Annotated in this window: 18 protein-coding genes; 16 read left to right on the top strand and 2 right to left on the bottom strand. The window is 36.4% G+C overall.

The window, feature by feature from the left end:
- Nucleotides 1-6: 6 nt before the first annotated feature.
- The 7 genes from ACFOWA_RS09485 to ACFOWA_RS09455 all read left to right on the top strand — a co-directional run bounded on the left by ACFOWA_RS09485 (nucleotide 7) and on the right by ACFOWA_RS09455 (nucleotide 10,612).
- Nucleotides 7-1,491: a RagB/SusD family nutrient uptake outer membrane protein gene (locus tag ACFOWA_RS09485; protein ID WP_378984466.1), complete on the top strand. Its 1,485-nt coding sequence runs from the start codon at nucleotides 7-9 to the stop codon at nucleotides 1,489-1,491.
- Between the two features lie 17 nt (nucleotides 1,492-1,508).
- Nucleotides 1,509-2,342 (top strand): LamG domain-containing protein, encoded by an 834-nt coding sequence (locus ACFOWA_RS09480; RefSeq protein ID WP_378984463.1) that lies wholly within the window; start codon nucleotides 1,509-1,511, stop codon nucleotides 2,340-2,342.
- A 69-nt stretch (nucleotides 2,343-2,411) separates the two neighbouring features.
- Nucleotides 2,412-4,088 carry a glucoamylase family protein gene (locus ACFOWA_RS09475; RefSeq protein ID WP_378984461.1) on the top strand — a complete coding sequence of 559 codons (1,677 nt, stop codon included), beginning with the start codon at nucleotides 2,412-2,414 and terminating at the stop codon, nucleotides 4,086-4,088.
- Nucleotides 4,089-4,103: 15 nt separating this feature from the next.
- Nucleotides 4,104-5,474: a glucoamylase family protein gene (locus ACFOWA_RS09470; protein WP_378984458.1), complete on the top strand. Its 1,371-nt coding sequence runs from the start codon at nucleotides 4,104-4,106 to the stop codon at nucleotides 5,472-5,474.
- A 221-nt stretch (nucleotides 5,475-5,695) separates the two neighbouring features.
- Complete coding sequence (locus tag ACFOWA_RS09465) at nucleotides 5,696-7,441, top strand: family 43 glycosylhydrolase (protein ID WP_378984455.1); 1,746 nt, start codon at nucleotides 5,696-5,698, stop codon at nucleotides 7,439-7,441.
- A gap of 26 nt (nucleotides 7,442-7,467) precedes the next feature.
- Nucleotides 7,468-9,765: a beta-glucosidase BglX gene (gene bglX / locus ACFOWA_RS09460; protein WP_378984453.1), complete on the top strand. Its 2,298-nt coding sequence runs from the start codon at nucleotides 7,468-7,470 to the stop codon at nucleotides 9,763-9,765.
- 64 nt (nucleotides 9,766-9,829) lie between these two features.
- Complete coding sequence (locus ACFOWA_RS09455) at nucleotides 9,830-10,612, top strand: carboxylesterase family protein (RefSeq protein ID WP_378984450.1); 783 nt, start codon at nucleotides 9,830-9,832, stop codon at nucleotides 10,610-10,612.
- 110 nt (nucleotides 10,613-10,722) lie between these two features.
- On the opposite strand, the gene ACFOWA_RS09450 is transcribed toward ACFOWA_RS09455, so the two are convergent.
- Nucleotides 10,723-11,451 (bottom strand): YebC/PmpR family DNA-binding transcriptional regulator, encoded by a 729-nt coding sequence (locus tag ACFOWA_RS09450; RefSeq protein WP_378984448.1) that lies wholly within the window; start codon nucleotides 11,449-11,451, stop codon nucleotides 10,723-10,725.
- A gap of 144 nt (nucleotides 11,452-11,595) precedes the next feature.
- Nucleotides 11,596-12,543 (bottom strand): NAD-dependent epimerase/dehydratase family protein, encoded by a 948-nt coding sequence (locus tag ACFOWA_RS09445; protein ID WP_378984445.1) that lies wholly within the window; start codon nucleotides 12,541-12,543, stop codon nucleotides 11,596-11,598.
- Between the two features lie 460 nt (nucleotides 12,544-13,003).
- Here ACFOWA_RS09445 and ACFOWA_RS09440 point away from each other — a divergent pair, with 460 nt between their 5' ends.
- The 9 genes from ACFOWA_RS09440 to ACFOWA_RS09400 all read left to right on the top strand — a co-directional run bounded on the left by ACFOWA_RS09440 (nucleotide 13,004) and on the right by ACFOWA_RS09400 (nucleotide 22,623).
- A complete protein-coding gene (locus ACFOWA_RS09440) occupies nucleotides 13,004-13,591 on the top strand; it encodes a gluconate 2-dehydrogenase subunit 3 family protein (protein ID WP_378984442.1) in 588 nt (195 codons plus the stop codon).
- A gap of 25 nt (nucleotides 13,592-13,616) precedes the next feature.
- Nucleotides 13,617-15,317, top strand: a complete 1,701-nt coding sequence (locus ACFOWA_RS09435) for a GMC oxidoreductase (protein WP_378984440.1) — start codon at nucleotides 13,617-13,619, stop codon at nucleotides 15,315-15,317.
- A 78-nt stretch (nucleotides 15,318-15,395) separates the two neighbouring features.
- Nucleotides 15,396-16,553: a Gfo/Idh/MocA family protein gene (locus ACFOWA_RS09430; RefSeq protein WP_378984438.1), complete on the top strand. Its 1,158-nt coding sequence runs from the start codon at nucleotides 15,396-15,398 to the stop codon at nucleotides 16,551-16,553.
- 3 nt (nucleotides 16,554-16,556) lie between these two features.
- Nucleotides 16,557-17,609, top strand: coding sequence for a sugar phosphate isomerase/epimerase family protein (locus ACFOWA_RS09425; protein ID WP_378984435.1), 1,053 nt, complete (start codon nucleotides 16,557-16,559; stop codon nucleotides 17,607-17,609).
- 88 nt (nucleotides 17,610-17,697) lie between these two features.
- The gene (locus ACFOWA_RS09420) at nucleotides 17,698-18,084 is read left to right on the top strand and encodes a c-type cytochrome (RefSeq protein ID WP_378984433.1); all 387 of its coding nucleotides are present in this window, start codon (nucleotides 17,698-17,700) and stop codon (nucleotides 18,082-18,084) included.
- A gap of 29 nt (nucleotides 18,085-18,113) precedes the next feature.
- Nucleotides 18,114-19,571: a Gfo/Idh/MocA family protein gene (locus ACFOWA_RS09415; RefSeq protein ID WP_378984430.1), complete on the top strand. Its 1,458-nt coding sequence runs from the start codon at nucleotides 18,114-18,116 to the stop codon at nucleotides 19,569-19,571.
- Nucleotides 19,572-19,688: 117 nt separating this feature from the next.
- Entirely contained in the window at nucleotides 19,689-20,369 is a 681-nt protein-coding gene (locus tag ACFOWA_RS09410) for a 3-keto-disaccharide hydrolase (protein ID WP_378984428.1), read from the top strand.
- A gap of 121 nt (nucleotides 20,370-20,490) precedes the next feature.
- Complete coding sequence (locus ACFOWA_RS09405) at nucleotides 20,491-21,726, top strand: nucleoside permease (RefSeq protein WP_378984425.1); 1,236 nt, start codon at nucleotides 20,491-20,493, stop codon at nucleotides 21,724-21,726.
- Between the two features lie 3 nt (nucleotides 21,727-21,729).
- Nucleotides 21,730-22,623, top strand: coding sequence for a hydroxypyruvate isomerase family protein (locus ACFOWA_RS09400; protein WP_378984422.1), 894 nt, complete (start codon nucleotides 21,730-21,732; stop codon nucleotides 22,621-22,623).
- The last annotated feature ends 5 nt before the right edge of the window (nucleotides 22,624-22,628 follow it).

Here is a 22,628-nt window from a genome sequence, read left to right as displayed (position 1 = left end):
AAAGCAATGAAAATAAATTATAAAAATAATTATATACAAAAGATTGGATTACTTGCTTTATGCTCTGGTCTTTTAGTATTACCTGCATGTAAAAAAAGTTTTTTAGATGTAGATCCTCAAGCACAACAACCAGCACTTACCTTTTGGAAATCTCAAGAGGATGCTACAAAAGCAGTAAACTCTATTTACGGTAACTTAAGAAGCTGGGAAAACACAGCCTTCCCTGCCCTTGCTATAGAAAGTATTGCAGGTGATGATGCTGAAAAAGGTAGTTCTGCAAATGATGCTAGCTATTTAAACAGCTACGACAACTTTACAGTTACATCAACAGAAGGACAATTACAAGGTTTTTGGACTGGACAATACCAAAACATTAACCTTTGTAACCAGGTGTTAGATAATATTCCGGCAATTAGCATGGATGCAAACTTAAAAGCTCGTTACATCGCTGAAGCTAAATTTGTTCGTGCTTATTCGTATTTTAGGTTGGTTAGAGCTTTTGGCGATGTGCCATTGCGTTTATCTGTTCCTAAAGATGCATCAGAATTTAACATTCCGAGAACACCAAAAGCACAAGTTTATGCAGCTATTGAAAAAGATTTAGTTGATGCTGCAGCAGTTTTACCACAAACCTATACATCAATTGATTTGGGCAGAGCTACTAAAGGCGCAGCCTTAGCTTTACATGCGAAAGTTGCCATGTATCAACAAAAATGGGCAGATGTGCTTAATTATACAAATACCGTTATGACGATGGGCTACAACTTAGTTCCGAACTACGAACAAAGTTTCCGTTTAAATAATGAAAATAGTGTAGAATCTGTTTTTGAAATTCAATGCGAAATTGTAGAAACTATTGCAGGTTCTGCAACTTCACAATATAGCCAGGTTCAAGGCGTACGTGGAAGTGTTGGCGGCTGGGGATTTAATAACCCAACAGCTACTTTAGCTAGTGCTTATGAAACAGGTGATACCAGAAGAGACGCTACAATTATTTTTCGTGGTGAAACCACGCCACAAGGTGATGCAATTTCGGCTACTGGCGATAACCCTATGTACAACCAAAAATCGTATGTTCCATTTAGTTTAATTAAAACCGGTTTTCCAGAAGGAGCCCAACAAAATGTTAGGGTAATTCGTTTTGCTGATGTTTTATTAATGAATGCAGAAGCAGCTAACGAACAAGGTAACCCTGCCTTGGCAAGAACTTCATTAAACCGTGTTCGTGCTCGTGCAAGAGGTGGTGTAGCTGCGGTTTTACCTGATATTACTACTTCTGATAAAGATGCATTACGTACAGCAATTCAGAAAGAAAGACAAGTAGAATTAGCTATGGAGTCAGATCGTTATTTCGATGTTGTTCGTCAAGGTCGTGCTGCTGCTGTTTTTGGTGCAAAAGGTTGGAAAGCTAACAAAAACGAAGTTTGGCCAATTCCATCTACTGAAATTGATAAAAGTGCAGGTGTCTTAACTCAAAACCCAGGTTATTAATTGATAATTGAATAAAAATGAAAACAAAATATTTTTTATTGATGGCATCTGTTGTAACCTTGGGGTTATCATCTTGCCAGAAAGAATTTGAACCATCAAGCTACGCTCCTGCTTTAAGCATCGGCGGATTTAATAGCGCAAAGCAAATTGCACCAAGCAATTTAGCTGCATATTGGGCATTTGATGGAAGCTTAATTGATAGTGTATCAAATGGTGCCGGAACGAATACAGGTACAACTTTTGGAACAGGTATTAAAGGCAAGTCGTTGCAAGGTGCCACAGATAGTTATTTTTTAAGTGCGCCTTCTGCAAAGGTTTTAAGTTTAAAAAGTTTCACCATTACAGAATGGGTTAACACACCACCTCCATCAAATGGAATTATTGGTTTGTTTAGCCTTTCCAATAAATCTCAGTTTTGGGGAAATTTAGAAATTTTTGTAGAAAATGGTAGTACGAATGAAAACGCAACTTTAAAAATTGTATTTATTAATAACGGAACTGGCGACAAAACTTATACAGCAAGTAATGTTGTTAATTTCTTCGGCAAATGGAATGCACTTTCTGTTTCTTACGATGAAACTACATCAACTGTAAAAGTTTATGTAAATGGCTCGAGAGTAAGTTCTGGTAAACTAGATGGCATTACTGGGCCTTTAAATTTTGTTAACTCTGGCAACCTGGTTTTCGGCACAACTCAATTTATGACTACACCTAGCCAAACAACAAGTCACTCTAAAGAGCCTTGGGCTAGCTATTTAATTGGTCAGTTAGACGAAGTTAAAATTTTTAACAAAGCATTATCTGATGAAGAAGTTGGATACTTAGCTAAGTTAGAAGGAAGAGGTAAATAAGCCTCGTAACTTTTAAACGGCACAAACAAATAAAGGGTTGCCAATAACGGCAGCCCTTTTTAATTTCCTATGATGACAAAAATATTCCCATATTATTTAGTGCTACTTCTTTTTGTATTATCATGCAAAAAAGGTGATTCACCCGCTCCGATAGATCCGCCGGTAACACCGACACCTACTTCATTTTCATTTTCCGATTTAAAAGTAAACGGGGCTTTTAATGGTTTTACTTATTACGGCTTAAACAACGCCCCTGTTGTTAAAATCACATTTTCATCTGCTATTAATTTATCTTCCTTAAATGGAAACATAACCCTTGCCGATGCAGGTGGAACAGCAGTTGCTTATACTTCAACTTTAGAGAATAACGATAATACGATTGTAATAACGCCTACCGCAGCATTACAATCCATTACAAAATATACATTAACTGCAGGTACAGGTTTAGTTTCTAAAACTGGGGCCAAATTACAAAGTGCTGTAGCAGTTAACTTAATAACCGCGGTAGATGATACCGATAAATTCGCCCGCATTAGCGATAATGAACTATTAACCTTGGTTCAAAAGCAAACCTTTAAATACTTTTGGGATTTTGGTCACCCTACAAGTGGTTTGGCCCGCGAAAGAAATACCTCAGGAAACACTGTAACTTCTGGTGGCTCTGGCTTTGGCATAATGGCTTTAGTTACGGGTGTTAGCCGTAATTTTATAAGCAGAGCTGATGGTTTAGCAAGAATGCAAAAGATAGTAGCTTTTTTAAAAACTGCCGAGCGCTTTCATGGTGCTTACCCGCATTGGCTAGATGGAAATACCGGAAAAGTAATTCCGTTCAGTACAAAAGACAATGGTGGAGATTTAGTAGAAACATCATATTTAATGGCTGGATTAATTACAGCCAGACAATACTTTAATAGTGCTGATGCTTCAGAAGCAACTTTAAGGGCTGACATAAATACTATTTATAACGGTGTGGAATGGAGTTGGTATCGTAAAGATAATAGCAGCACACTTTATTGGCATTGGAGCCCCAACTACAATTGGGATATGAATTTACCTGTTAAAGGTTGGAATGAATGTTTGGTTACCTATGTTATGGCTGCTGCCTCTCCTACTTATTCCATACCTAAAACCGTTTACGATTCGGGTTGGGCACAAAATGGAGCAATGAAAAATGGAAACACTTACTATGGTGTTCAGCTTCCATTGGGGCCAGCCAATGGCGGACCATTATTTTTCTCTCATTACTCATTTATGGGCATTAACCCAAAAGGCTTAACCGATGCCTATGCAAATTATGAAACCCAAACTAAAGCGCATACGCTTATAAATTACAACTACTGTAAAGCAAATCCATCTGCCTTTTATGGTTATGGAGAAAATTGTTGGGGCTTAACCGCAAGTGATATCAAAAATGGATATACTGCAAGTGCTCCTGGTAATGATGTAGGTGTTATTGCGCCAACAGCTGCCCTATCATCTTTCCCATACACACCTACAGAATCTATGCAGGCTTTAAAATATTTTTACTATAAACTTGGTAACAAAACTTGGGGTGAATACGGTTTTTACGATGCTTTTTCTTTGCAAGATCAATGGTTTGCATCATCAACGCTGGCAATTGACCAAGGTCCTATTATAGTAATGATAGAAAACTATCGTTCTAACTTAATCTGGAATCTATTTATGAGTGCGCCTGAAGTGAAAGCAAGCATGCGAAATTTAGGTTTTAGTAGTCCAAATCTGTAACCTTCTACACAAAAAATGAAATATCTATTCCGAATCCTTCTCGTTATTTTAATTACTTCAGGCATACAATGCAGCACTGAAGCGCAAACATTTGAACAAATAAAATCTGCTCCAGCAATAAAAAAGGGATTAACTGACGATGCATTGCTCGATGTGGTGCAAAAACAAACTTTCCAATATTTTTGGGATGGTGCAGAACCAACTTCTGGTGCTGGCCGTGAGCGTTATCATGCTGATAACATTTATCCTGAAAATGATAAAAGCACAGTTGCAACTGGTGCTACTGGGTTTGGGTTAATGGCAATTTTAAGCGGTATAGATAGAAATTATGTTACCAAAAAACAGGGTTTAGATAGATTAAATCAAATTTTAGATTTTCTTGCGAAAGCAGATCGATTTCATGGTGCATGGCCACATTGGATGTATGGTGAAACCGGTAAAGTTAGACCTTTTGGAAAGAAAGATAATGGCGGCGATTTAGTAGAAACTTCTTTTGTGGCTCAAGCTTTAATTTGTATTAAAGAATATTACAAAAACGGAACTGCTGCCGAAAAATCATTATCAAACAAAGCTGATGAACTTTTTAAAGGTATCGATTTTAGCTGGTATAGAGATGGTGGCAAAAATGTGCTTTACTGGCATTGGTCTCCAGAGTATGCCTGGGAAATGAATTTTCCTGTTAAGGGTTACAATGAATGTTTAATTATGTACGTTATGGCAGCATCATCCCCTACCCATACCATCCCGGCTGAAGTTTACCACGAAGGTTGGGCAAGAAATGGGGAGATTAAAGCCAATTTTAAAGTTTACGGTCACCCATTTACCTTAGATTATCAAGGACAAAAAAACAGTGCTGGACCTTTATTTTGGGCCCATTATTCGTATCTGGGTTTAAACCCAAAAGGATTGAAAGATAGATATGCAAATTATTGGGAAAATAATGTAAACCATACCCTCGCCATTCATGATTACTGTGTTGCAAATCCAAAAGGTTTTAAAGGTTATGGAACCAATAATTGGGGCTTAACTGCAAGCTATTCGGTAAAAGGATATGCAGCGCACAATCCACAAGAAGATTTTGGTGTAATTTCTCCTACCGCAGCAATTTCTTCCATTCCTTACACACCCAAAGAATCGATAAAAGTTATCAGACATTTATATGAAGATTTAGGTGATAAAGTTTGGGGTAAATACGGTTTTTATGATGCATTTTCTGAAACCGACAATTGGTATCCAAAAAGATATTTAGGTATCGACCAAGGCCCGATGGTGGTTATGATTGAAAATTACAGATCTGGCTTATTATGGAAACTATTTATGCAGAATGAAGATGTTAAAAATGGCTTAACAAAATTAGGTTTTGAAAGCACACAAATAAAAAAATAAAATAGGCGCTGATTCGCAGAATACTATTTAGGATTAAGGTTAGTTGGTTTATAATAGCATTATTTTTTATGCACTATGCTATCCTTTTTGGAATGGGCAGAATAAATTGTATAAAACAAATTGAATTTAACAGTCTGAAGAAAATATTGTGATTTGCCGAGGTGTCTAATATCTAATTAAGATTGCTTCGTACCTCGCAATGACGAGCAACAGAATTTAACATGAAGAAAACTTTACTCTTATTTTTCATTACAGTACTCTGTTTGACAGCAACAGCTCAAAAACAAAAAACGTATTGTAATCCCATCAACATTGATTACGGTTACACTCCTTTCGAATCGTTTACAGAATGGGGTAAACATCGTGCCACTGCCGACCCTGTTATTGTAAATTATAAAGGCGATTTTTATCTTTTTAGCACCAACCAGTGGGGTTATTGGCACAGCCCCGATATGTTGAACTGGAAATTTGAGGAACGTAAATTTCTACGCCCATGGAATAAAACTAAAGACGAGCTTTGTGCGCCAGCAGTAGGGATTCTTGGTGATACCATGGTTGTTTTCGGAAGCACATACACTAAAAATTTTACTTTGTGGATGAGTACAAATCCTAAAGCAAACGAATGGAAACCTTTAGTTGATTCTTTAGAAATTGGAGGATGGGATCCTGCATTCTTTACTGATGATGATGGAAAATTTTACATGTACAACGGTAGTAGCAACAACTACCCGGTATATGGTGTGGAGTTGGATAGAAAAACGTTTAAGCCTAAAGGAACCAGAATGCCAATGTATATCCTGGAATCATGGCGCTATGGTTGGCAACGCTTCGGAGAAAACATGGACAACACTTTCCTCGACCCATTTATTGAGGGTGCCTGGATGACAAAACACAATGGCAAATATTACTTTCAATATGGTGCCCCAGGTACAGAATTTAGCGGCTATGCCGATGGTGTTGTGGTAGGAAGCAAACCCTTATTTTATGATAGTCCATATACGCCACAATCCGATCCGTTAAGTTTTAAAGCTGGTGGATTTTCTCGAGGTGCTGGTCATGGAGCCACATTTGAAGACAATAGCAAAAATTATTGGCATGTTTCTACAAGCATCATCTGTGTAAAAAATACCTGGGAAAGAAGAATTGGAATTTGGCCCACAGGCTTTGATAAAGATGATGTGATGTGGACAAACACCGCATTTGGCGATTATCCCTTATACTTACCTTTGGAGCGAAAAGAAGGTGGTCCTGCTGGCCCGGGTTGGATGCTAATTAACTATAAAAAACCAGTAACAGTATCATCAACACTAGGTTCTTTTTATGCAAACAATGCCGTTGATGAAAGTATAAAAACGTATTGGAGTGCGAAAACATCTAATGGCAACGAATGGATTCAAACCGATTTAGGAAACCTTGCTACTGTAAATGCAATCCAAATAAATTATGCCGATCAAGACGCAGAATTTTTAGGTAAGCAAACTAATATTTACCATCAGTACAAAATTTTATCATCAACAGATGGAAAAAAATGGACAACACTTGTTGATAAAAGCCAAAATAAAACCGATGTTCCGCATGATTACATAGAGTTGGCTAAACCCATAAAAACAAGGTTCATCAAAATGATAAATATCCACATGCCAACGGGTAAGTTCGCCATAAGTGGATTGCGTGTTTTTGGTAATGGAAACGGCGCAAAACCAGATTCGGTTAAAAACCTAATTGTTTTACGAACAGAAAAAGATAAACGTAGTGCTTACATTAAATGGCAGCTGGTTGATAATGCCTTTGCTTATAATTTATACTATGGCACTGCTCCAGATAAACTTTACAATTGCATAATGATTCATGATTTAAATGAGTATTGGTTTAAAGCAATGGATTTAAAGAAAACGTATTACTTCTCTATCGAAGCAATAAATGAGAATGGTATCTCTAAAAAAACGGCTGTAAAAACAGTTGAATAATTATTAAAAAGAATAAAACACATATAATGAGAAAAGCGAACATCCTATTTAGTATCATGCTTGTGCTGGCGATTCATTCGTTGGCTCAAACCAAGAAGCCAGTTTCCGCTGAAAAAGCAAAAATGAATGCATTTATCAGCAACCTAATGTCGAAGATGACAGTTGATGAAAAAATCGGTCAGCTGAATTTACCAAGTTCTGGAGATATCACAACCGGACAAGCAAACAGCAGCGATATTGGTAAAAAAATAAGAAACGGTGAAGTTGGTGGACTTTTTAATATAAAAGGTGTAGAAAAAATAGCCGCAGTACAAAAGGTAGCTGTTGAGGAAAGTAGAATGAAAATCCCCTTACTTTTTGGGATGGATGTTATTCATGGTTACAATACAGTTTTTCCTATTCCATTGGGTATGAGTGCCACTTGGGATATGTATGCTGTAGAAAAATCAGCTAGAATTGCGGCCATTGAAGCAAGTGCAAGTGGCATCAACTGGACTTTCTCTCCAATGGTGGATATCTCTCGCGACCCTCGTTGGGGACGTATATCAGAAGGTAATGGCGAAGATGCATTTTTAGGATCAGCGATTGCTAAAGCGATGGTTAAAGGATATCAAGGCGATTTAAAATCAAATAATCAAATTTTAGCTTGTGTAAAACATTACGCCTTATACGGAGCTGCAGAAGGTGGTCGTGATTACAACACAACCGATATGAGTAAAGTGAGGATGTACAATGAGTACCTACCACCTTATAAAGCAGCTGTTGATGCTGGTGCAGCAAGCATAATGGCTTCTTTTAATGAAGTTGATGGCATACCTGCAACCGGAAGCAAATGGCTTATGACAGAGGTTTTGCGTAATCAATGGGGTTTTAAAGGTTTTGTTGTAACAGATTATACCGGAATTCCAGAAATGATTGCGCATGGCATGGGCGATTTACAAACGGTTTCTGCCTTAGCTTTAAATGCCGGGGTAGATATGGATATGGTTGGTGAAGGTTTTTTAGGAACATTAAAAAAATCATTAGCTGAGAAAAAAGTTGGTATAGAACAAATTAATAGAGCTTGCCGTTTAATACTTCAGGCTAAATATAAACTTGGATTGTTTGAAAACCCATATAAATTTTGTGATGTAAAAAGAGCAGAAACTGAAGTTTTCACACCTCAAAATCGCCAGGCTTCAAGAGAAATTGCTGCAGAAAGCTTTGTACTTTTAAAAAACCAGAATAACCTTCTTCCACTTAAAAAATCAGGAACAATAGGCTTAATTGGTCCGTTGGTAGATAATACAGCAAATATGTACGGTACCTGGAGTGTCGCTGCTTTATTTGATAAATCGGTTACAGTGTTACAAGGAATGAAAAATGCCTTAGGCGAAAATGCAAAAATATTAACTGCCCGAGGTTCGAATTTCCTTGCAGATTCTACCATGGAAAATCGTTATGTAAACATTCACAATAAAACTTACGTTCGCGATTCGAGAACAGAAGAGGAGCTTATTAAGGAAGCAGTAAATGTTGCAAAGAAATCGGATGTTGTGGTTGCTGTATTGGGTGAAGGTTCTGAATTTACAGGCGAAAGCAGTAGTGTTACCGATATCCAAATGCCTGAAACGCAAAAGAAATTAATTAAAGAATTAATGAAAACAGGTAAGCCTGTGGTATTGGTTCTATTTACTGGTAGACCGTTAGCTTTAAACTGGGAAAACGAAAATGTACCAGCAATATTAAATGTTTGGTTCCCTGGAAGTGAGGCTGGAAATGCAATTGCTGATGTACTTTTTGGAGATGTAAATCCTTCAGGAAAGTTGAGTGCAACCTTCCCTCAAAATGTTGGTCAGGTTCCTATTTATTATGCACACAAAAATACTGGTCGCCCATTGGCAGATGGTAAATGGTTCGAGAAATTTCGTTCTAATTATTTAGATGTAAGCAATGAACCACTTTATCCATTTGGTTATGGTTTAAGTTATACAACTTTTGGGTATGGCGATATCAAATTAAGCTCAAATACATTAACAAAAGGCAAAAGCATTACAGCAACTATTGCGGTTACTAATAATGGCAAAGTTGGTGGTAAAGAAGTTGTACAACTTTATACACGAGATTTGGTTGGGAGCATTACTCGCCCGGTAAAAGAATTAAAAGGTTTTCAAAAAATATATCTTAAAGCAGGAGAAACTAAAAATGTAACTTTTTCTCTTTCCGAACAAGATTTAAAGTTCTACAATTCAGATTTAAAATTTGTTGCTGAGCCTGGGGATTTTAAAGTTTTTATCGGTTCTAATTCAAGGGACGTCAAAGAAGCATCATTCTCGTTAAAATAAAATTATATTGGTTGGTTATCCCCCAGTCTATTGCAGAATAGCTGGGGTTTTTTAATTTTGTTAAATGAAGAAAATATTTCTAACCATCTGCATAATGGCTTTTATGTTCGTTTTAAAAGCTCAAGATTTTAATCAATACGCTTCTGGGAGTTATATAAAAGGAAAAGATTCTATTTATTACCGCATACTTTTCCCTGATAATTTTAATCCATCTCAAAAATATCCTGTAGTTTTTTTCTTGCATGGCAGTGGCGAACGTGGTAGCAATAATGAAAGTCAGCTGGTTCATGGAGGAAAGTTGTTTTTAAAAGATGATGTAAGAAAAAAATTTCCGGCGATAATAATTTTTCCGCAATGCCCGGCAAATGATTATTGGGCAAATGTAAACATCGCCCCGAATGAACAAGGCAAAAGAACATTCACATTTGTTGAAGGTGGCAAACCGACCAAAGCAATGCATGCTTTAAAAAACATGGTTAAAGATTTTCTAAAAAAACCCTTCGTAAATAAAGAGCAAGTGTATGCTGGTGGTTTATCTATGGGTGGTATGGGCACTTTTGAGTTGCTGAGAAGGCAGAGAAGAACCTTTGCCGCAGCAATTACCATTTGTGGAGGCGATAATACAAACAACATAGAAAAATATAAAAAAATACCGCTTTGGATTTTCCACGGTGGTAAAGATGATGTTGTAGATCCCGCATTTTCAATTGCAATATCAGAGCGATTAAAAACGGTAGGTGATGAAGTGAAATTTACGCTTTATCCTAATGCAAATCATAACAGCTGGGATAGTGCTTTTGCAGAACCTGATTTGTTGCCTTGGTTATTTGGACACAAGAAAGATTAGGTGTTGTGATATTTAATATCAACAACTGTAGAAATAAAATTGGTTATTCTAAACAAAAAAAACCTGAAAGTTAATTCCTTTCAGGGTTTTATAATTATTTAGTTTATCGCTTATTCTGCCATATTATGATAAACCGCCTGTACATCATCATCTTCTTCTAGCTTATCAATTAATTTCAAAACGTCTAAAGCCTGCTCTTCAGTAACTTCATGATGAGAAAGTGCGATACGTTCCAATTTAGAGCTTTTCAACTCGATACCTTTTTCTTCTAAAGCTTTTTGTAAAGAGCCAAAGTTTTCGAAAGCACCTTGAGCTACAGCAACATCATTTCCGTCTTCATCTGCTTCAACATACAATTCTTCTAAACCCGCATCTATCAATTCAAATTCCAACTCTTCTAAATCCAAACCTTCTGCAGGTACAAATCTGAAGATAGATTTACGGTTAAAAATAAAATCTAACGAACCAGTTTTACCTAATGAACCATCTGTTTTATTAAAATAACTACGAACATTTGCAACAGTGCGGTTGGTATTATCGGTAGCAGTTTCTATTAAAACAGCTACACCATGAGGTGCATAGCCTTCGTAAACAATCTCTTCGTAATTGGCCATCGATTTATCAGAAGCACGCTTAATTGCCGCTTCTACTCTATCCTTTGGCATATTTACAGCCTTGGCGTTTTGCATAGCAGTTCTCAAACGAGAGTTTGTATCTGGGTTTGGCCCTGATTCTTTTACTGCCATTACTATATCTTTACCTATACGGGTAAATTGTACAGCCATTTTAGACCAACGCTTAAATTTTCTTTCTTTTCTAAATTCGAATGCTCTTCCCATTTTTAATATCTAGTATTAGTTTTTAGTAGTTAGTAACAAGCCTGAACTCATACATACAACTTTCAACTTATTTATTATATTTTTAATTTGTACTTTCAGCTTTAATCTTTATTCTTTTAGCTTTAGTCTTTCAGCTATACACTTTTAGCTTTTCTTTAAATTAGTTAACATATCAGCTGTAAGTTTTGACAAATCAAACTCCGGATTCCAGCCCCAATCTTTATTTGCAAAACCATCATCAATAGAACGAGGCCAGCTATCTGCAATTTGCTGGCGAGGATCATTATCGCTGTAAGTTAATTTAAATTCAGGAATATGTTTCCTAATCTCTGCAGCTAAAATTTCAGGAGTAAAACTAACGCCACCAAAATTATAACTACTGCGAACCGAAATCTGGTTTGCCGGTGCATCCATCAATTCAATTGTACCACGAATGGCATCGTCCATATACATCATAGGTAATTCAGAACCAGCGTTTAAAAAGCTTTGATAACTTCCCTTTTTTAATGCTTCATGAAAAATATGAATTGCGTAATCTGTTGTTCCACCGCCTGGTGCTGCTTTCCAGCTTATTAAACCTGGGTAGCGAATGCTTCTTACATCTAAACCATATTTTTGATGGTAATATTCGCACCAACGTTCGCCAGCAAGCTTACTAATACCGTAAACCGTATTTGGATCCATGGTACAGTATTGTGGAGTATTATCTTTAGGCGAATTTGGACCAAAAACAGCAATAGAACTTGGCCAATAAACTTTAGCAGTTTTATATTCAAGCGCTAAATCCAGAACATTAAGCAAGCCGTTCATATTTAAATCCCATGCGAGTTTAGGATTTTGCTCTCCTGTTGCCGATAATAAAGCAGCCAAGAGATATACTTGTGTAGGTTTATACTTTTTAAAAATGCCGTTAATCATTTCTTTATCAAGCACATTTACAAACTCAAACGGTGCAGAGTTTTTAATGTCATAATCTGGCCGACGAATATCGCATGCTACAACATGGTCGTCGCCATATATTTTACGTAATGTGGTAACCAGTTCTGTACCAATTTGCCCATTCGAACCTAAAACAACTATATTTTCTTGCATATTTATTTAAACAATTTGGCAAAGGTAAAAAAAACCATAAAAGGGCTGTAAAATATTTAAACTATTGATGTACTAATATTCCCTTTTAAGTTTTTATTATTTATAGGTTAAAAAAAACCGCATCAAAACAAGTGTATAAAAACATTTTTTATATATTTAATAATTAAAAAGCCTTAAAAGGAGTGTGAAATTTATAGTTAGATAGTAGAAATAATTTATTCATTAATAAATTAGATATTCATTAATGCTAATGTACTTTTCACACGAAGCTATTTTGAGGAAAAAACACGGTTTAAATAGCCTTTAATGAATAAAATCTTTTTTATTTAGAACAATTCTATTCGGTAACAATCCCATTGCAAGCAATTTATTTAACGAGATTTTAACTGAATTTATCCCATATTTTTTTTAATATTACCAACCAGTATATAAATAACCAATATATAAATACACAAACACGATGCACAGAAGAGAAGCACTAAGAAACGTCGCATTCTTGTTGGGAGGAGCCATATCAGCAACTACAATGGGCGTTTTATTCGAAAGTTTTACGCTCCCCGAAAATGAAAAAAATTTCGTTCTATTTTCATTAGAAGATGAAAAGATTTTAGCAGAATTTGCAGACATTATTGTACCAACAACAAAATCATCAGCAGGTGCCAAAGCAGCAGGCCTAGGTAAATTTATTCCGATGATGATGAAAGACTGTTACCCGGCAACCATGCAAACTTCTTTTGCTAAAGGTTTTAAAGAACTTCAGGCAAAATCAATGGCCGATTTTAAGAAAAACTATTTAGCATTAACAACTGCCGAAAAAACCAAATTAATGGTTGATTTAAGAGCGATGGCTATTGCGCAAAAAGCAAGTAAATCTGAAGACAATAAAGATTTGGTTTACTTTTTTACTACTGCCAGAGATTTAACTTTATTAGGCTATTACTCTTCAGAAATTGGCTGCACCAAGGCTCGTGAATACGTGCTTATTCCTGGTAGATACGATGGAAACGCTCCATTAAAACCAGGTCAAAAATCTTGGGCAACTGGTTAATTTCTATCTATAACAAAAAAACATCATGAATTTAAATACAAATTTAAAAGCAGAAAATACTTACGATGCTATTGTAATAGGATCGGGGATTAGTGGCGGCTGGGCTGCAAAAGAGCTTACAGAAAAAGGCTTGCGTGTATTAATGCTTGAAAGAGGAATGAACATCGAGCATATTACAGGTTACGAAACTGCAATGAAAAACCCATGGGATTTTCAACACGCAGGTAAATTAACCGAAGAGCAAAAACGTACTCATCCAGTTCAAAAAAGAGATTATCCATATAGCGAAGCAAACGAAAAATGGTGGGTAAACGATTTAGAATGTCCATACACAGAAGATAAACGTTTCGATTGGTACCGTGGCTTTCATGTTGGTGGTAAATCATTAATGTGGGGTCGCCAAAGTTACCGCTTAAGCGATCATAACTTTGAAGACAATGCAAAAGATGGTCATGGAAACGATTGGCCTGTGCGCTACGCAGAACTTTCTCCATGGTATGATTATGCAGAGCGATTTGCCGGCATCAGTGGTTCTAAAGAAAACTGGTCAACCTGTCCTGATGGTGAATTTTTACCTCCAATGGATTTAAACATTGTAGAAAAATCGGTAAAAGCCCGTATTGAAGAACATTATAAAAGAGAGCGTATCATGATGATTGGACGTGTTGCCAATTTAACTGTACCTCATAAAGGACGTGGTAATTGCCAATACCGTAACTTATGTAGTCGTGGTTGTCCGTTTGGAGCATATTTTAGCACTCAATCTTCAACGCTTCCTGCTGCAATGGCAACTAAACGTTTAACGGTTAGACCATACTCTATCGTAAATCATATAATTTATGATAAAGACACCAAAAAAGCAAAAGGTGTAATGGTAATTGATGCGGAAACAAACAAAACAATGGAGTTTTATGCTAAAATTGTTTTCGTAAATGGTTCAACTTTAGGTTCAACATTTATTTTATTGAACTCAACTTCCGATGCACATCCAAATGGTCTAGGAAATTCTAGTGGTCAATTAGGACATAACTTAATGGATCACCATTTCCGTTGTGGAGCATCAGGTGAAGCCGAAGGTTTTGACGATAAATACACTTATGGTCGCCGTGCAAATGGAATTTACGTACCTAGATATCAAAACGTTGGTAATGATAAACGTGATTATTTACGTGGTTTCGGTTATCAAGGTGGTGCAAGCAGAGCAAACTGGCAAGATGATGTGGCTGAATTATCGTTCGGTTCGGGCTTAAAAGAAAAAATGACAAAGCCAGGTAAATGGAGCATGGGCTTAGGCGGTTTCGGTGAAATGTTACCTTACTACGAAAACAAAGTTTACATCGATAAAACTAAGAAAGATAAATGGGGACAGCCTGTTTTGGCAATTGACTGCGAATACAAGGAAAACGAGAAAAAAATGCGTGTAGATATGATGAATGATGCTGCTGAAATGTTAGAAAAAGCAGGCATGAAAAACATCAAAACTTACGATGCAGGTTGTTATCCAGGAATGGCTATCCACGAAATGGGAACTGCAAGAATGGGTAACGACCCAAAAACTTCAGTACTTAACAAATGGAACCAAATGCATGAAGTTAATAATGTATTTGTAACTGATGGTGCATGTATGCCATCGATTGCATGTCAAAATCCATCGTTAACATTTATGGCTTTAACAGCACGTGCTGCTGATTATGCTGTAAAAGAATTAAAGAAAAATAACATCTAATAAAAAGTTAAATGCGAAAGGTTTAAGGTTTATGGATAAGTCCATTTACCTTAAGCCTTTTGTCATTATCTTATCCTTATGCAAAGAAAATTAAGAATGGGCATGATAGGCGGTGGTAAAGACGCCTTTATAGGTGCTGTGCATCGCCTTGCAGCAAATATGGATGGTTTGATAGAACTAACCGCTGGTGCGTTAAGTGTAAATCCTGAAGTTGGGTACGAATCGGGAAAAATGCTTTTCCTGCCTGATGAAAGAATTTACAAAAACTACGAAGAAATGCTTCATGCAGAAAGTAAACTGCCTGCTGATGAAAAAATAGATTTTGTAACAATTGTAACGCCTAATTTCGCCCACTTTGCTCCTGCTATGTTAGCGCTTGATTTAGGTTTTAATGTTGTAATAGAAAAACCTATGACGTTAACTTTAGAAGAAGCAAAACAACTTGATGCTAAAGTTAAAGAAACTGGCTTAACGCTTTGTTTAACGCATACCTATTCTGGTTATCCGATGGTTAAGCAAGCTAAGCAAATGATTAGCGAAGGTGTTTTAGGTGCAGTAAGAAAAATTATTGTAGAATATCCTCAAGGTTGGTTAAGCACGCTTTCAGAAAGAGAAGGAAATGCCCAGGCAGCTTGGCGTACAGACCCATCTAAAACCGGCAAAAGCGGAAGCATGGGCGATATTGGTACGCATGCCGCACATTTGGCAGAATACATTTCAGGATTAAAAATCGATAAGATATGTGCTGATTTAAGCATTGTTGTACCTGGAAGAGCTATTGACGATGATGGTAACGTCTTATTAAAATTTGATAATGGCTCTAATGGTGTTTTAATTGCATCGCAGGTTGCTGCAGGCGAAGAAAATGCCCTTAAAATAAAAATTTATGGCGAAAAAGGTGGTTTAGAATGGCATCAAATGGAGCCAAACACCTTGTTAGTTAAATGGTTAAACCAACCTGCACAAATTTATAGAACAGGTAATGGCTACATCGGCAGCTTCGCTAAACATAATACTCGTACACCTGGCGGTCATCCAGAAGGTTACTTAGAGGCTTTTGCAAATATTTATAGAAATTTTGCGTTAACAATTGATGCTAAATTAAATAACCAAAAACCAACCGATGAAATGTTAGATTTCCCAAATACAGAAGATGGTGTACGCGGGATGGCATTTATTGAAAACGTAGTAAACTCAAGCAATTCTGACCAAAAATGGTGGGACTATAAAATCTAATTTATGACTACAATAAAAGGACCTGCTGTATTTTTAGCTCAGTTTATTAGTGATGAAGCTCCATTCAATTCTTTAGAAAACATCTGTGAATGGGCTAAAGGCTTGGGTTTTAAAGGTATTCAAATGCCTACACTCGATTCTCGATTTATAGATTTACAAAAAGCTGCAGAAAGCAAAACTTATGCAGACGAGTTGAAAGGAACAATTGCCTCATATGGTTTAGAAATTACAGAACTATCAACACATCTTCAAGGTCAGTTGGTTGCTGTTCATCCGGCTTATAATGAATTATTTGATGCCTTTGCACCTAAAGAAGTTCATGGCAATGCAAAAGCGAGACAAGATTGGGCAGTTCAGCAAATGATATATGCTGCAAAAGCATCGCAAAACCTTGGTTTAAATGCTCACGCAACTTTTAGCGGTTCGTTAATGTGGCAGTATTTTCATCCATGGCCGCAACGCCCCGCTGGGTTGGTAGAAGAAGGTTTTGCAGAATTAGCAAAACGTTGGATGCCAATTTTGAATGAATTTGATAATTGTGGTGTTGATGTTTGTTATGAAATACACCCCGGAGAAGACTTATTTGATGGTGAAACCTACGAAATGTTTTTGGAAGCAGTCAATAATCATTCTCGGGCATGCTTATTGTATGATCCTTCTCACTTTGTGCTTCAGCAGTTAGATTATATTCAATATATAGATTTTTATCACGAGAGAATAAAAGCTTTCCACGTTAAAGACGCCGAATTTAATCCAACAGGTAAACAAGGTACGTTTGGTGGTTATCAAAGTTGGGCAAATCGGGCTGGTAGGTACCGTTCTCCAGGCGATGGACAAGTTGATTTTAAAACCATCTTTAGTAAATTGGCTCAATATGATTTTAAAGGTTGGGCGGTTATGGAGTGGGAATGTTGTATTAAAAATCAACAAGATGGAGCAAGAGAAGGTGCAGAATTCATAAAAAACCATATCATTAAGGTAACAGATAAGGCCTTTGATGATTTTGCAGCATCTGGAAGTGATGCTGATTTTAACAAAAAAATATTAGGTTTATAAATTAATAATAACACACACAAATGATGACCTGCTAAATGAATAAATAAAACGATTTACGCAGGTTAAAACACAACAATAACACACACACATGAAAAAAACATTTTTAATTTTAGGCGCTGTGGTAATATTCATGGCCTCTTTTTCAAAAGCAGATTTAGCAAAAGAAAAAGCTGTAACTGCTGTTGCAACGAAACACAATAATGCATTTTATCAAGTATCTGCAGGAGAAAAATTAATTAACAAATCTGATTGTTTAGGTTGCCATAACAAAACCAACAAAATTATCGGCCCTGCCTATATTGAGGTTGCTAAAAAATACCCGAACAACGAAAAAAGCATTAATTACTTAGCAGATAAAATTATCAAAGGCGGTACAGGTGTATGGGGAACAATGCCTATGACCGCTCATGCTAGTTTAAAAAAAGATGATGCAAAATTAATGGCGAAATATATTTTATCATTGAAGAAAAAGTAAAATCATAACCAGATTAAACCCTATTGATAATGAAAACAGAGCAAGAAAATAAAACCGCGAGTAACCGCCGCGATTTTATTAAAACCAGCGCCATCGCTGCCGCTGCATTTATGATTGTTCCTCGCCACGTTTTAGGTGGTAAAGGATTTTTAGCACCAAGCGATCGCTTGCTTGTTGCTGGTATTGGTGCTGGTGGAAAAGGTCAAAGTGATATCGCAATGTTTGCTAAAAGTGGCAAAGCAGATATCGCATTTCTTTGCGATGTTGATGACAGAAGGGCTGCTGCAAGTGTAAAGTCATTTCCAAAAGCTAAATATTATAAAGATTGGAGAGAAATGTTGGATAAGGAGCATAAAAACTTCGATGCCGTTTCTGTTTCCACTCCCGATCATAATCATGCAATTCAGGCTTTAGCAGCAATGCAGTTAGGTAAACATGTTTATGTGCAAAAACCTTTAACACACGATATTTACGAAGCTCGTATTTTAACTGCAGCTGCAAAAAAATATAAAGTTGTTACTCAAATGGGTAACCAAGGCGCATCAAATGATGGTCCACGCCAAATGAAAGAATGGTACGAGGCCGGTTTAATTGGCGATGTGCATACGGTTTACGCATGGACGAATCGTCCTGTTTGGCCACAAGGTATTCCATGGCCAACAACAAAAGCCGAAATACCAAAAGAGTTAGATTGGAATTTATGGTTAGGTACTGCCCCTGATAAAGATTTCGTTGATAAATTGGTTCCTTTTAACTGGCGTGGCTGGTGGGATTATGGAACAGGTGCATTAGGCGATATGGGTTGTCATTTAATTGAAGCTCCATTCAGCGTATTAAATCTAAAATATGCTAAAGAGGTTGAGGCAAGTGTTGGTTCTGTTTATGTTGATGAATTTAAACGTGGTTATTTCCCAGAAAGTTGCCCTCCATCTAGCCACGTAACTCTAAAATTTCCTAAAACCAATAAAACTAAAGGTGATGTTACGCTACATTGGATGGACGGTGGTATTCAACCAGAGCGTCCGGAAGAATTAGAGGCTAACGAAACTTTTGGCGATGGTGGTAACGGTACTTTATTTGTTGGTACAAAAGGTAAAATGATGAGTGAAACCTATAGCGCTAACCCGAAACTTTTACCATTAAGCAGAAATAAAGATATTAAAGTTGCGCCTAAATATGCTCGAGTTCCAGATGGCGCAAACGGGCATTACAAACAATGGGTAGAGGCTTCAATCGCTGGTTACGGAAAGCAGGAAGTTAGTTCTCCTTTTGAAATTGCTGGTCCGTTAACAGAAGCTTTATTAATGGCGAATTTAGCAATCAGAAGTTTTGATATTCAAAAAACAGTAAATGGTAAAGTAACTTACCCTGGAAGATATACGAAAATGCTTTGGGATAATGATAATATGAAAGTTACCAATTTTGATGAAGCCAACCAGTTTGTAAAACGCGAATATCGCAAAGGCTGGAACAACTTAACGTTATAATAAAACATTAGCTGTATTTAGGTGTGAAACAATTCTAAAATAGAAGAATATTAGATTATTTTTCTATAAAATTAAGATTGTTTCATACCTTGATATGGCAATAATTCTAAAATTAAAATGAAAAAAATTCTTCTTTCCGCTTGTATTTTATTGGCTATAACTCATGTTGCGAATGCCCAAAAAGGTTTTAAACCATTGTTTGATGGTAAAACGACTACAGGGTGGCATACTTACAATAAAAGCGGTGTGGGTAGTGCATGGCAAGTTCAAGATGGTGCATTGCACTTAGATTTAACTACTAAAGGTGCAGATGGTGGTGGCGATTTAGTTACGGATAAAGAATACGGCGATTTCCATTTAAAATATGACTGGAAAGTAGCACCAAAAGCAAATAGTGGTTTAATCTTTTACATCCATGAAGACCCAAGATTTAGTGCTTCTTATTCTACAGGTTTAGAAATGCAGGTTTTGGATAATGATGGCCACCCAGATGGCAAAATTACGAAACACCGTGCAGGCGATTTATATGATTTAGTAAAAAGCACATCAGAACCTGTTAAACCTGTTGGTGAATGGAATTCGGCAGAAATCATCAGTAAAAAAGGAAAATTAACACTAATTCTTAATGGAGTTACTGTTGTTAAAACTACCCTTTGGGATGATAATTGGAAAAAGCTTGTTGCCGGAAGTAAATTTGCAACCTGGAATGATTGGGGAACTTTTAAAACCGGAAAAATTGCATTACAAGACCACGGAGATGAAGTATGGTTCAAAAACATTATGATAAAAGAATTGTAGAAGGAGGTTGAGATCGAGGTTAAGATTAAGGCAAGGAATCTTAATCTTATTCTTAACCTTATCCTCAACCTTAACCTCAGCCTCAATCCCAACCTTAACTCTTAAACCAAATATAACACGAATGAATAGCACTACTCGCTTTAAACTCTCTACCATGATGTTCCTGGAATTTTTTATCTGGGGTGCATGGTTTGTAACTTTAGGAACTTTCCTTGGTAATAACTTAAAAGCTTCAGGATCAGAAACTGGGGCGGTATTTTCAACACAATCATGGGGAGCTATAATTGCGCCTTTCATTGTTGGCTTAATTGCAGATAGATATTTTAACGCAGAAAAAATACTAGGTGTTTTACATATTGTTGGTGCTGTATTGATGTATCAAATGTACACTGCTGCAGATGTAAGTATTTTCTACCCTTACGTTTTGGGCTACATGATTTTATTTATGCCAACCCTTGCCTTAGTCAATTCTGTTTCTTTTAATCAAATGAAAGACCCGGAAAAAGAGTTTGCTAACATACGTGTTTTCGGAACTATTGGTTGGATTATAGCGGGCTTGCTGATTAGTTTTGTATTTCATTGGGATTCTCCTGAAGGAATCCAATCTGGGTTATTAAAAAATACTTTTTTAATGGCAGGAATTGCTTCATTAGCTTTAGGCTTATTTAGCTTTACCTTACCTGCTACACCTCCTAAAGTTTCTGAAGGCGGCATTAAAGTAAGAGACATTCTAGGTTTAGATGCTTTAAAATTACTCAAAGACAAAAACTTTGCAATATTCTTTATTTCTTCTATTCTAATTTGTATTCCATTAGCATTTTATTACCAAAACGCAGGGCTATTTCTTGCTGATATTAAAGTATCGAATCCAACAGGTAAAATGGCTATTGGTCAAGTTTCAGAAGCATTATTTTTACTTGCCATACCAGTATTCTTTTCTAAATACGGTTTTAAGAAAACAATTTTGGTAGGTATGCTTGCTTGGGCAATTCGTTATGTTCTTTTCGCCTATGGAAATGCTGATAACTTAAGTTTTATGCTTATTATAGGTATCGCATTACACGGTGTATGTTACGATTTCTTTTTTGTTTCAGGTCAAATTTATACCAATTCTAAAGCTGGTGAACAAGTAAAAAGTGCTGCTCAAGGCATTATAACTTTAGCAACTTATGGTGTAGGTATGCTTATTGGGTTCATTGTAGCAGGCTATATTACGGATATGTACAAATCTGCTGATGTTACCGATTGGAAAATGGTTTGGATTATACCGGCAGGAATCGCAGCAGTAGTATTTTTACTTTTTGCAGTTTTATTTAACGATAAAACAAAGGCCGAAATCGAAGTTAAATCAATATAAAACATGAAATCTAAATTAAACAGAAGAAACGCTCTGAAAAATATTATTGCTGGTACAGCTGCAATAGGTGTTTCTTCGGGATTTTCATCGCTTGCAATGAATAACACAGATATACAAGAACAACCTTGGAAGCTAAAAGGAAACATAAATCATTCCGTTTGTAGATGGTGCTTTAGTACGCTCGATGTGGAAACTTTATGCATTGAAGCGAAAAAACTTGGCCTAACTGGTATAGATTTGGTTGGACCAAAAGATTGGCCAACATTAAAAAAGCATGGATTAATTTCAAGCATGTGTAATGGTGCTGAAATTAATTTGGTTGATGGTTTTAATGATAAAAAATTTCACGACCAATTAATAAAAAACTATACCGAAATGATTCCCTTGGTTGCAGCTGCAGGATACAAAAACCTGATTTGCTTTAGCGGAAACCGTAGAGGTAAAGATGACGAAACAGGTTGGAACAATTGTGTCGAAGGATTAAAAAAGTTAATGCCTTTAGCCGAAAAACACAATGTAACATTGGTTATGGAATTACTTAATAGCAAAGTTAACCATCAGGATTATCAATGTGATACCACGCCTTGGGGTGTAGAATTATGCAAAAGGCTTGGTTCTGAAAACTTTAAATTGTTGTATGATATTTACCACATGCAAATTGATGAAGGCAATGTAATCAGCACAATTAAAAGCAGTCATAAATATATTGCACATTACCATACTGCAGGCGTACCAGGCAGAAATGAAATTGATGATACGCAGGAGCTTTATTATCCTGCCATTATGAAAGCCATTCTCGAAACAGGCTTTAAAGGTTTCGTAGCACAAGAATTTATTCCTAAAAATGCAGATAAACTGGCCTCATTAAAAAAAGCCATTTCAATTTGCGATATTTAATAATT

Origin of the sequence: Pedobacter lithocola (assembly GCF_042650845.1) — a bacterium.
Classification (GTDB): domain Bacteria; phylum Bacteroidota; class Bacteroidia; order Sphingobacteriales; family Sphingobacteriaceae; genus Pedobacter; species Pedobacter lithocola.
This window is presented reverse-complemented; position numbering and strand designations above follow the sequence as displayed.

Excerpts from the sequence above, each read along its gene's own strand:
- ACFOWA_RS09405 (WP_378984425.1), top strand. The coding sequence starts at position 20,491 with ATGAATAGCACTACTCGCTTTAAACTCTCTACCATGATGTTCCTGGAA.
- ACFOWA_RS09440 (WP_378984442.1), top strand. The coding sequence starts at position 13,004 with ATGCACAGAAGAGAAGCACTAAGAAACGTCGCATTCTTGTTGGGAGGA.
- ACFOWA_RS09445 (WP_378984445.1), bottom strand. The coding sequence starts at position 12,543 with ATGCAAGAAAATATAGTTGTTTTAGGTTCGAATGGGCAAATTGGTACA.
- ACFOWA_RS09410 (WP_378984428.1), top strand. The coding sequence starts at position 19,689 with ATGAAAAAAATTCTTCTTTCCGCTTGTATTTTATTGGCTATAACTCAT.
- ACFOWA_RS09465 (WP_378984455.1), top strand. The coding sequence starts at position 5,696 with ATGAAGAAAACTTTACTCTTATTTTTCATTACAGTACTCTGTTTGACA.
- bglX (WP_378984453.1), top strand. The coding sequence starts at position 7,468 with ATGAGAAAAGCGAACATCCTATTTAGTATCATGCTTGTGCTGGCGATT.
- ACFOWA_RS09455 (WP_378984450.1), top strand. The coding sequence starts at position 9,830 with ATGAAGAAAATATTTCTAACCATCTGCATAATGGCTTTTATGTTCGTT.
- ACFOWA_RS09480 (WP_378984463.1), top strand. The coding sequence starts at position 1,509 with ATGAAAACAAAATATTTTTTATTGATGGCATCTGTTGTAACCTTGGGG.
- ACFOWA_RS09485 (WP_378984466.1), top strand. The coding sequence starts at position 7 with ATGAAAATAAATTATAAAAATAATTATATACAAAAGATTGGATTACTT.
- ACFOWA_RS09415 (WP_378984430.1), top strand. The coding sequence starts at position 18,114 with ATGAAAACAGAGCAAGAAAATAAAACCGCGAGTAACCGCCGCGATTTT.
- ACFOWA_RS09430 (WP_378984438.1), top strand. The coding sequence starts at position 15,396 with ATGCAAAGAAAATTAAGAATGGGCATGATAGGCGGTGGTAAAGACGCC.
- ACFOWA_RS09475 (WP_378984461.1), top strand. The coding sequence starts at position 2,412 with ATGATGACAAAAATATTCCCATATTATTTAGTGCTACTTCTTTTTGTA.
- ACFOWA_RS09470 (WP_378984458.1), top strand. The coding sequence starts at position 4,104 with ATGAAATATCTATTCCGAATCCTTCTCGTTATTTTAATTACTTCAGGC.
- ACFOWA_RS09400 (WP_378984422.1), top strand. The coding sequence starts at position 21,730 with ATGAAATCTAAATTAAACAGAAGAAACGCTCTGAAAAATATTATTGCT.
- ACFOWA_RS09450 (WP_378984448.1), bottom strand. The coding sequence starts at position 11,451 with ATGGGAAGAGCATTCGAATTTAGAAAAGAAAGAAAATTTAAGCGTTGG.
- ACFOWA_RS09420 (WP_378984433.1), top strand. The coding sequence starts at position 17,698 with ATGAAAAAAACATTTTTAATTTTAGGCGCTGTGGTAATATTCATGGCC.
- ACFOWA_RS09425 (WP_378984435.1), top strand. The coding sequence starts at position 16,557 with ATGACTACAATAAAAGGACCTGCTGTATTTTTAGCTCAGTTTATTAGT.
- ACFOWA_RS09435 (WP_378984440.1), top strand. The coding sequence starts at position 13,617 with ATGAATTTAAATACAAATTTAAAAGCAGAAAATACTTACGATGCTATT.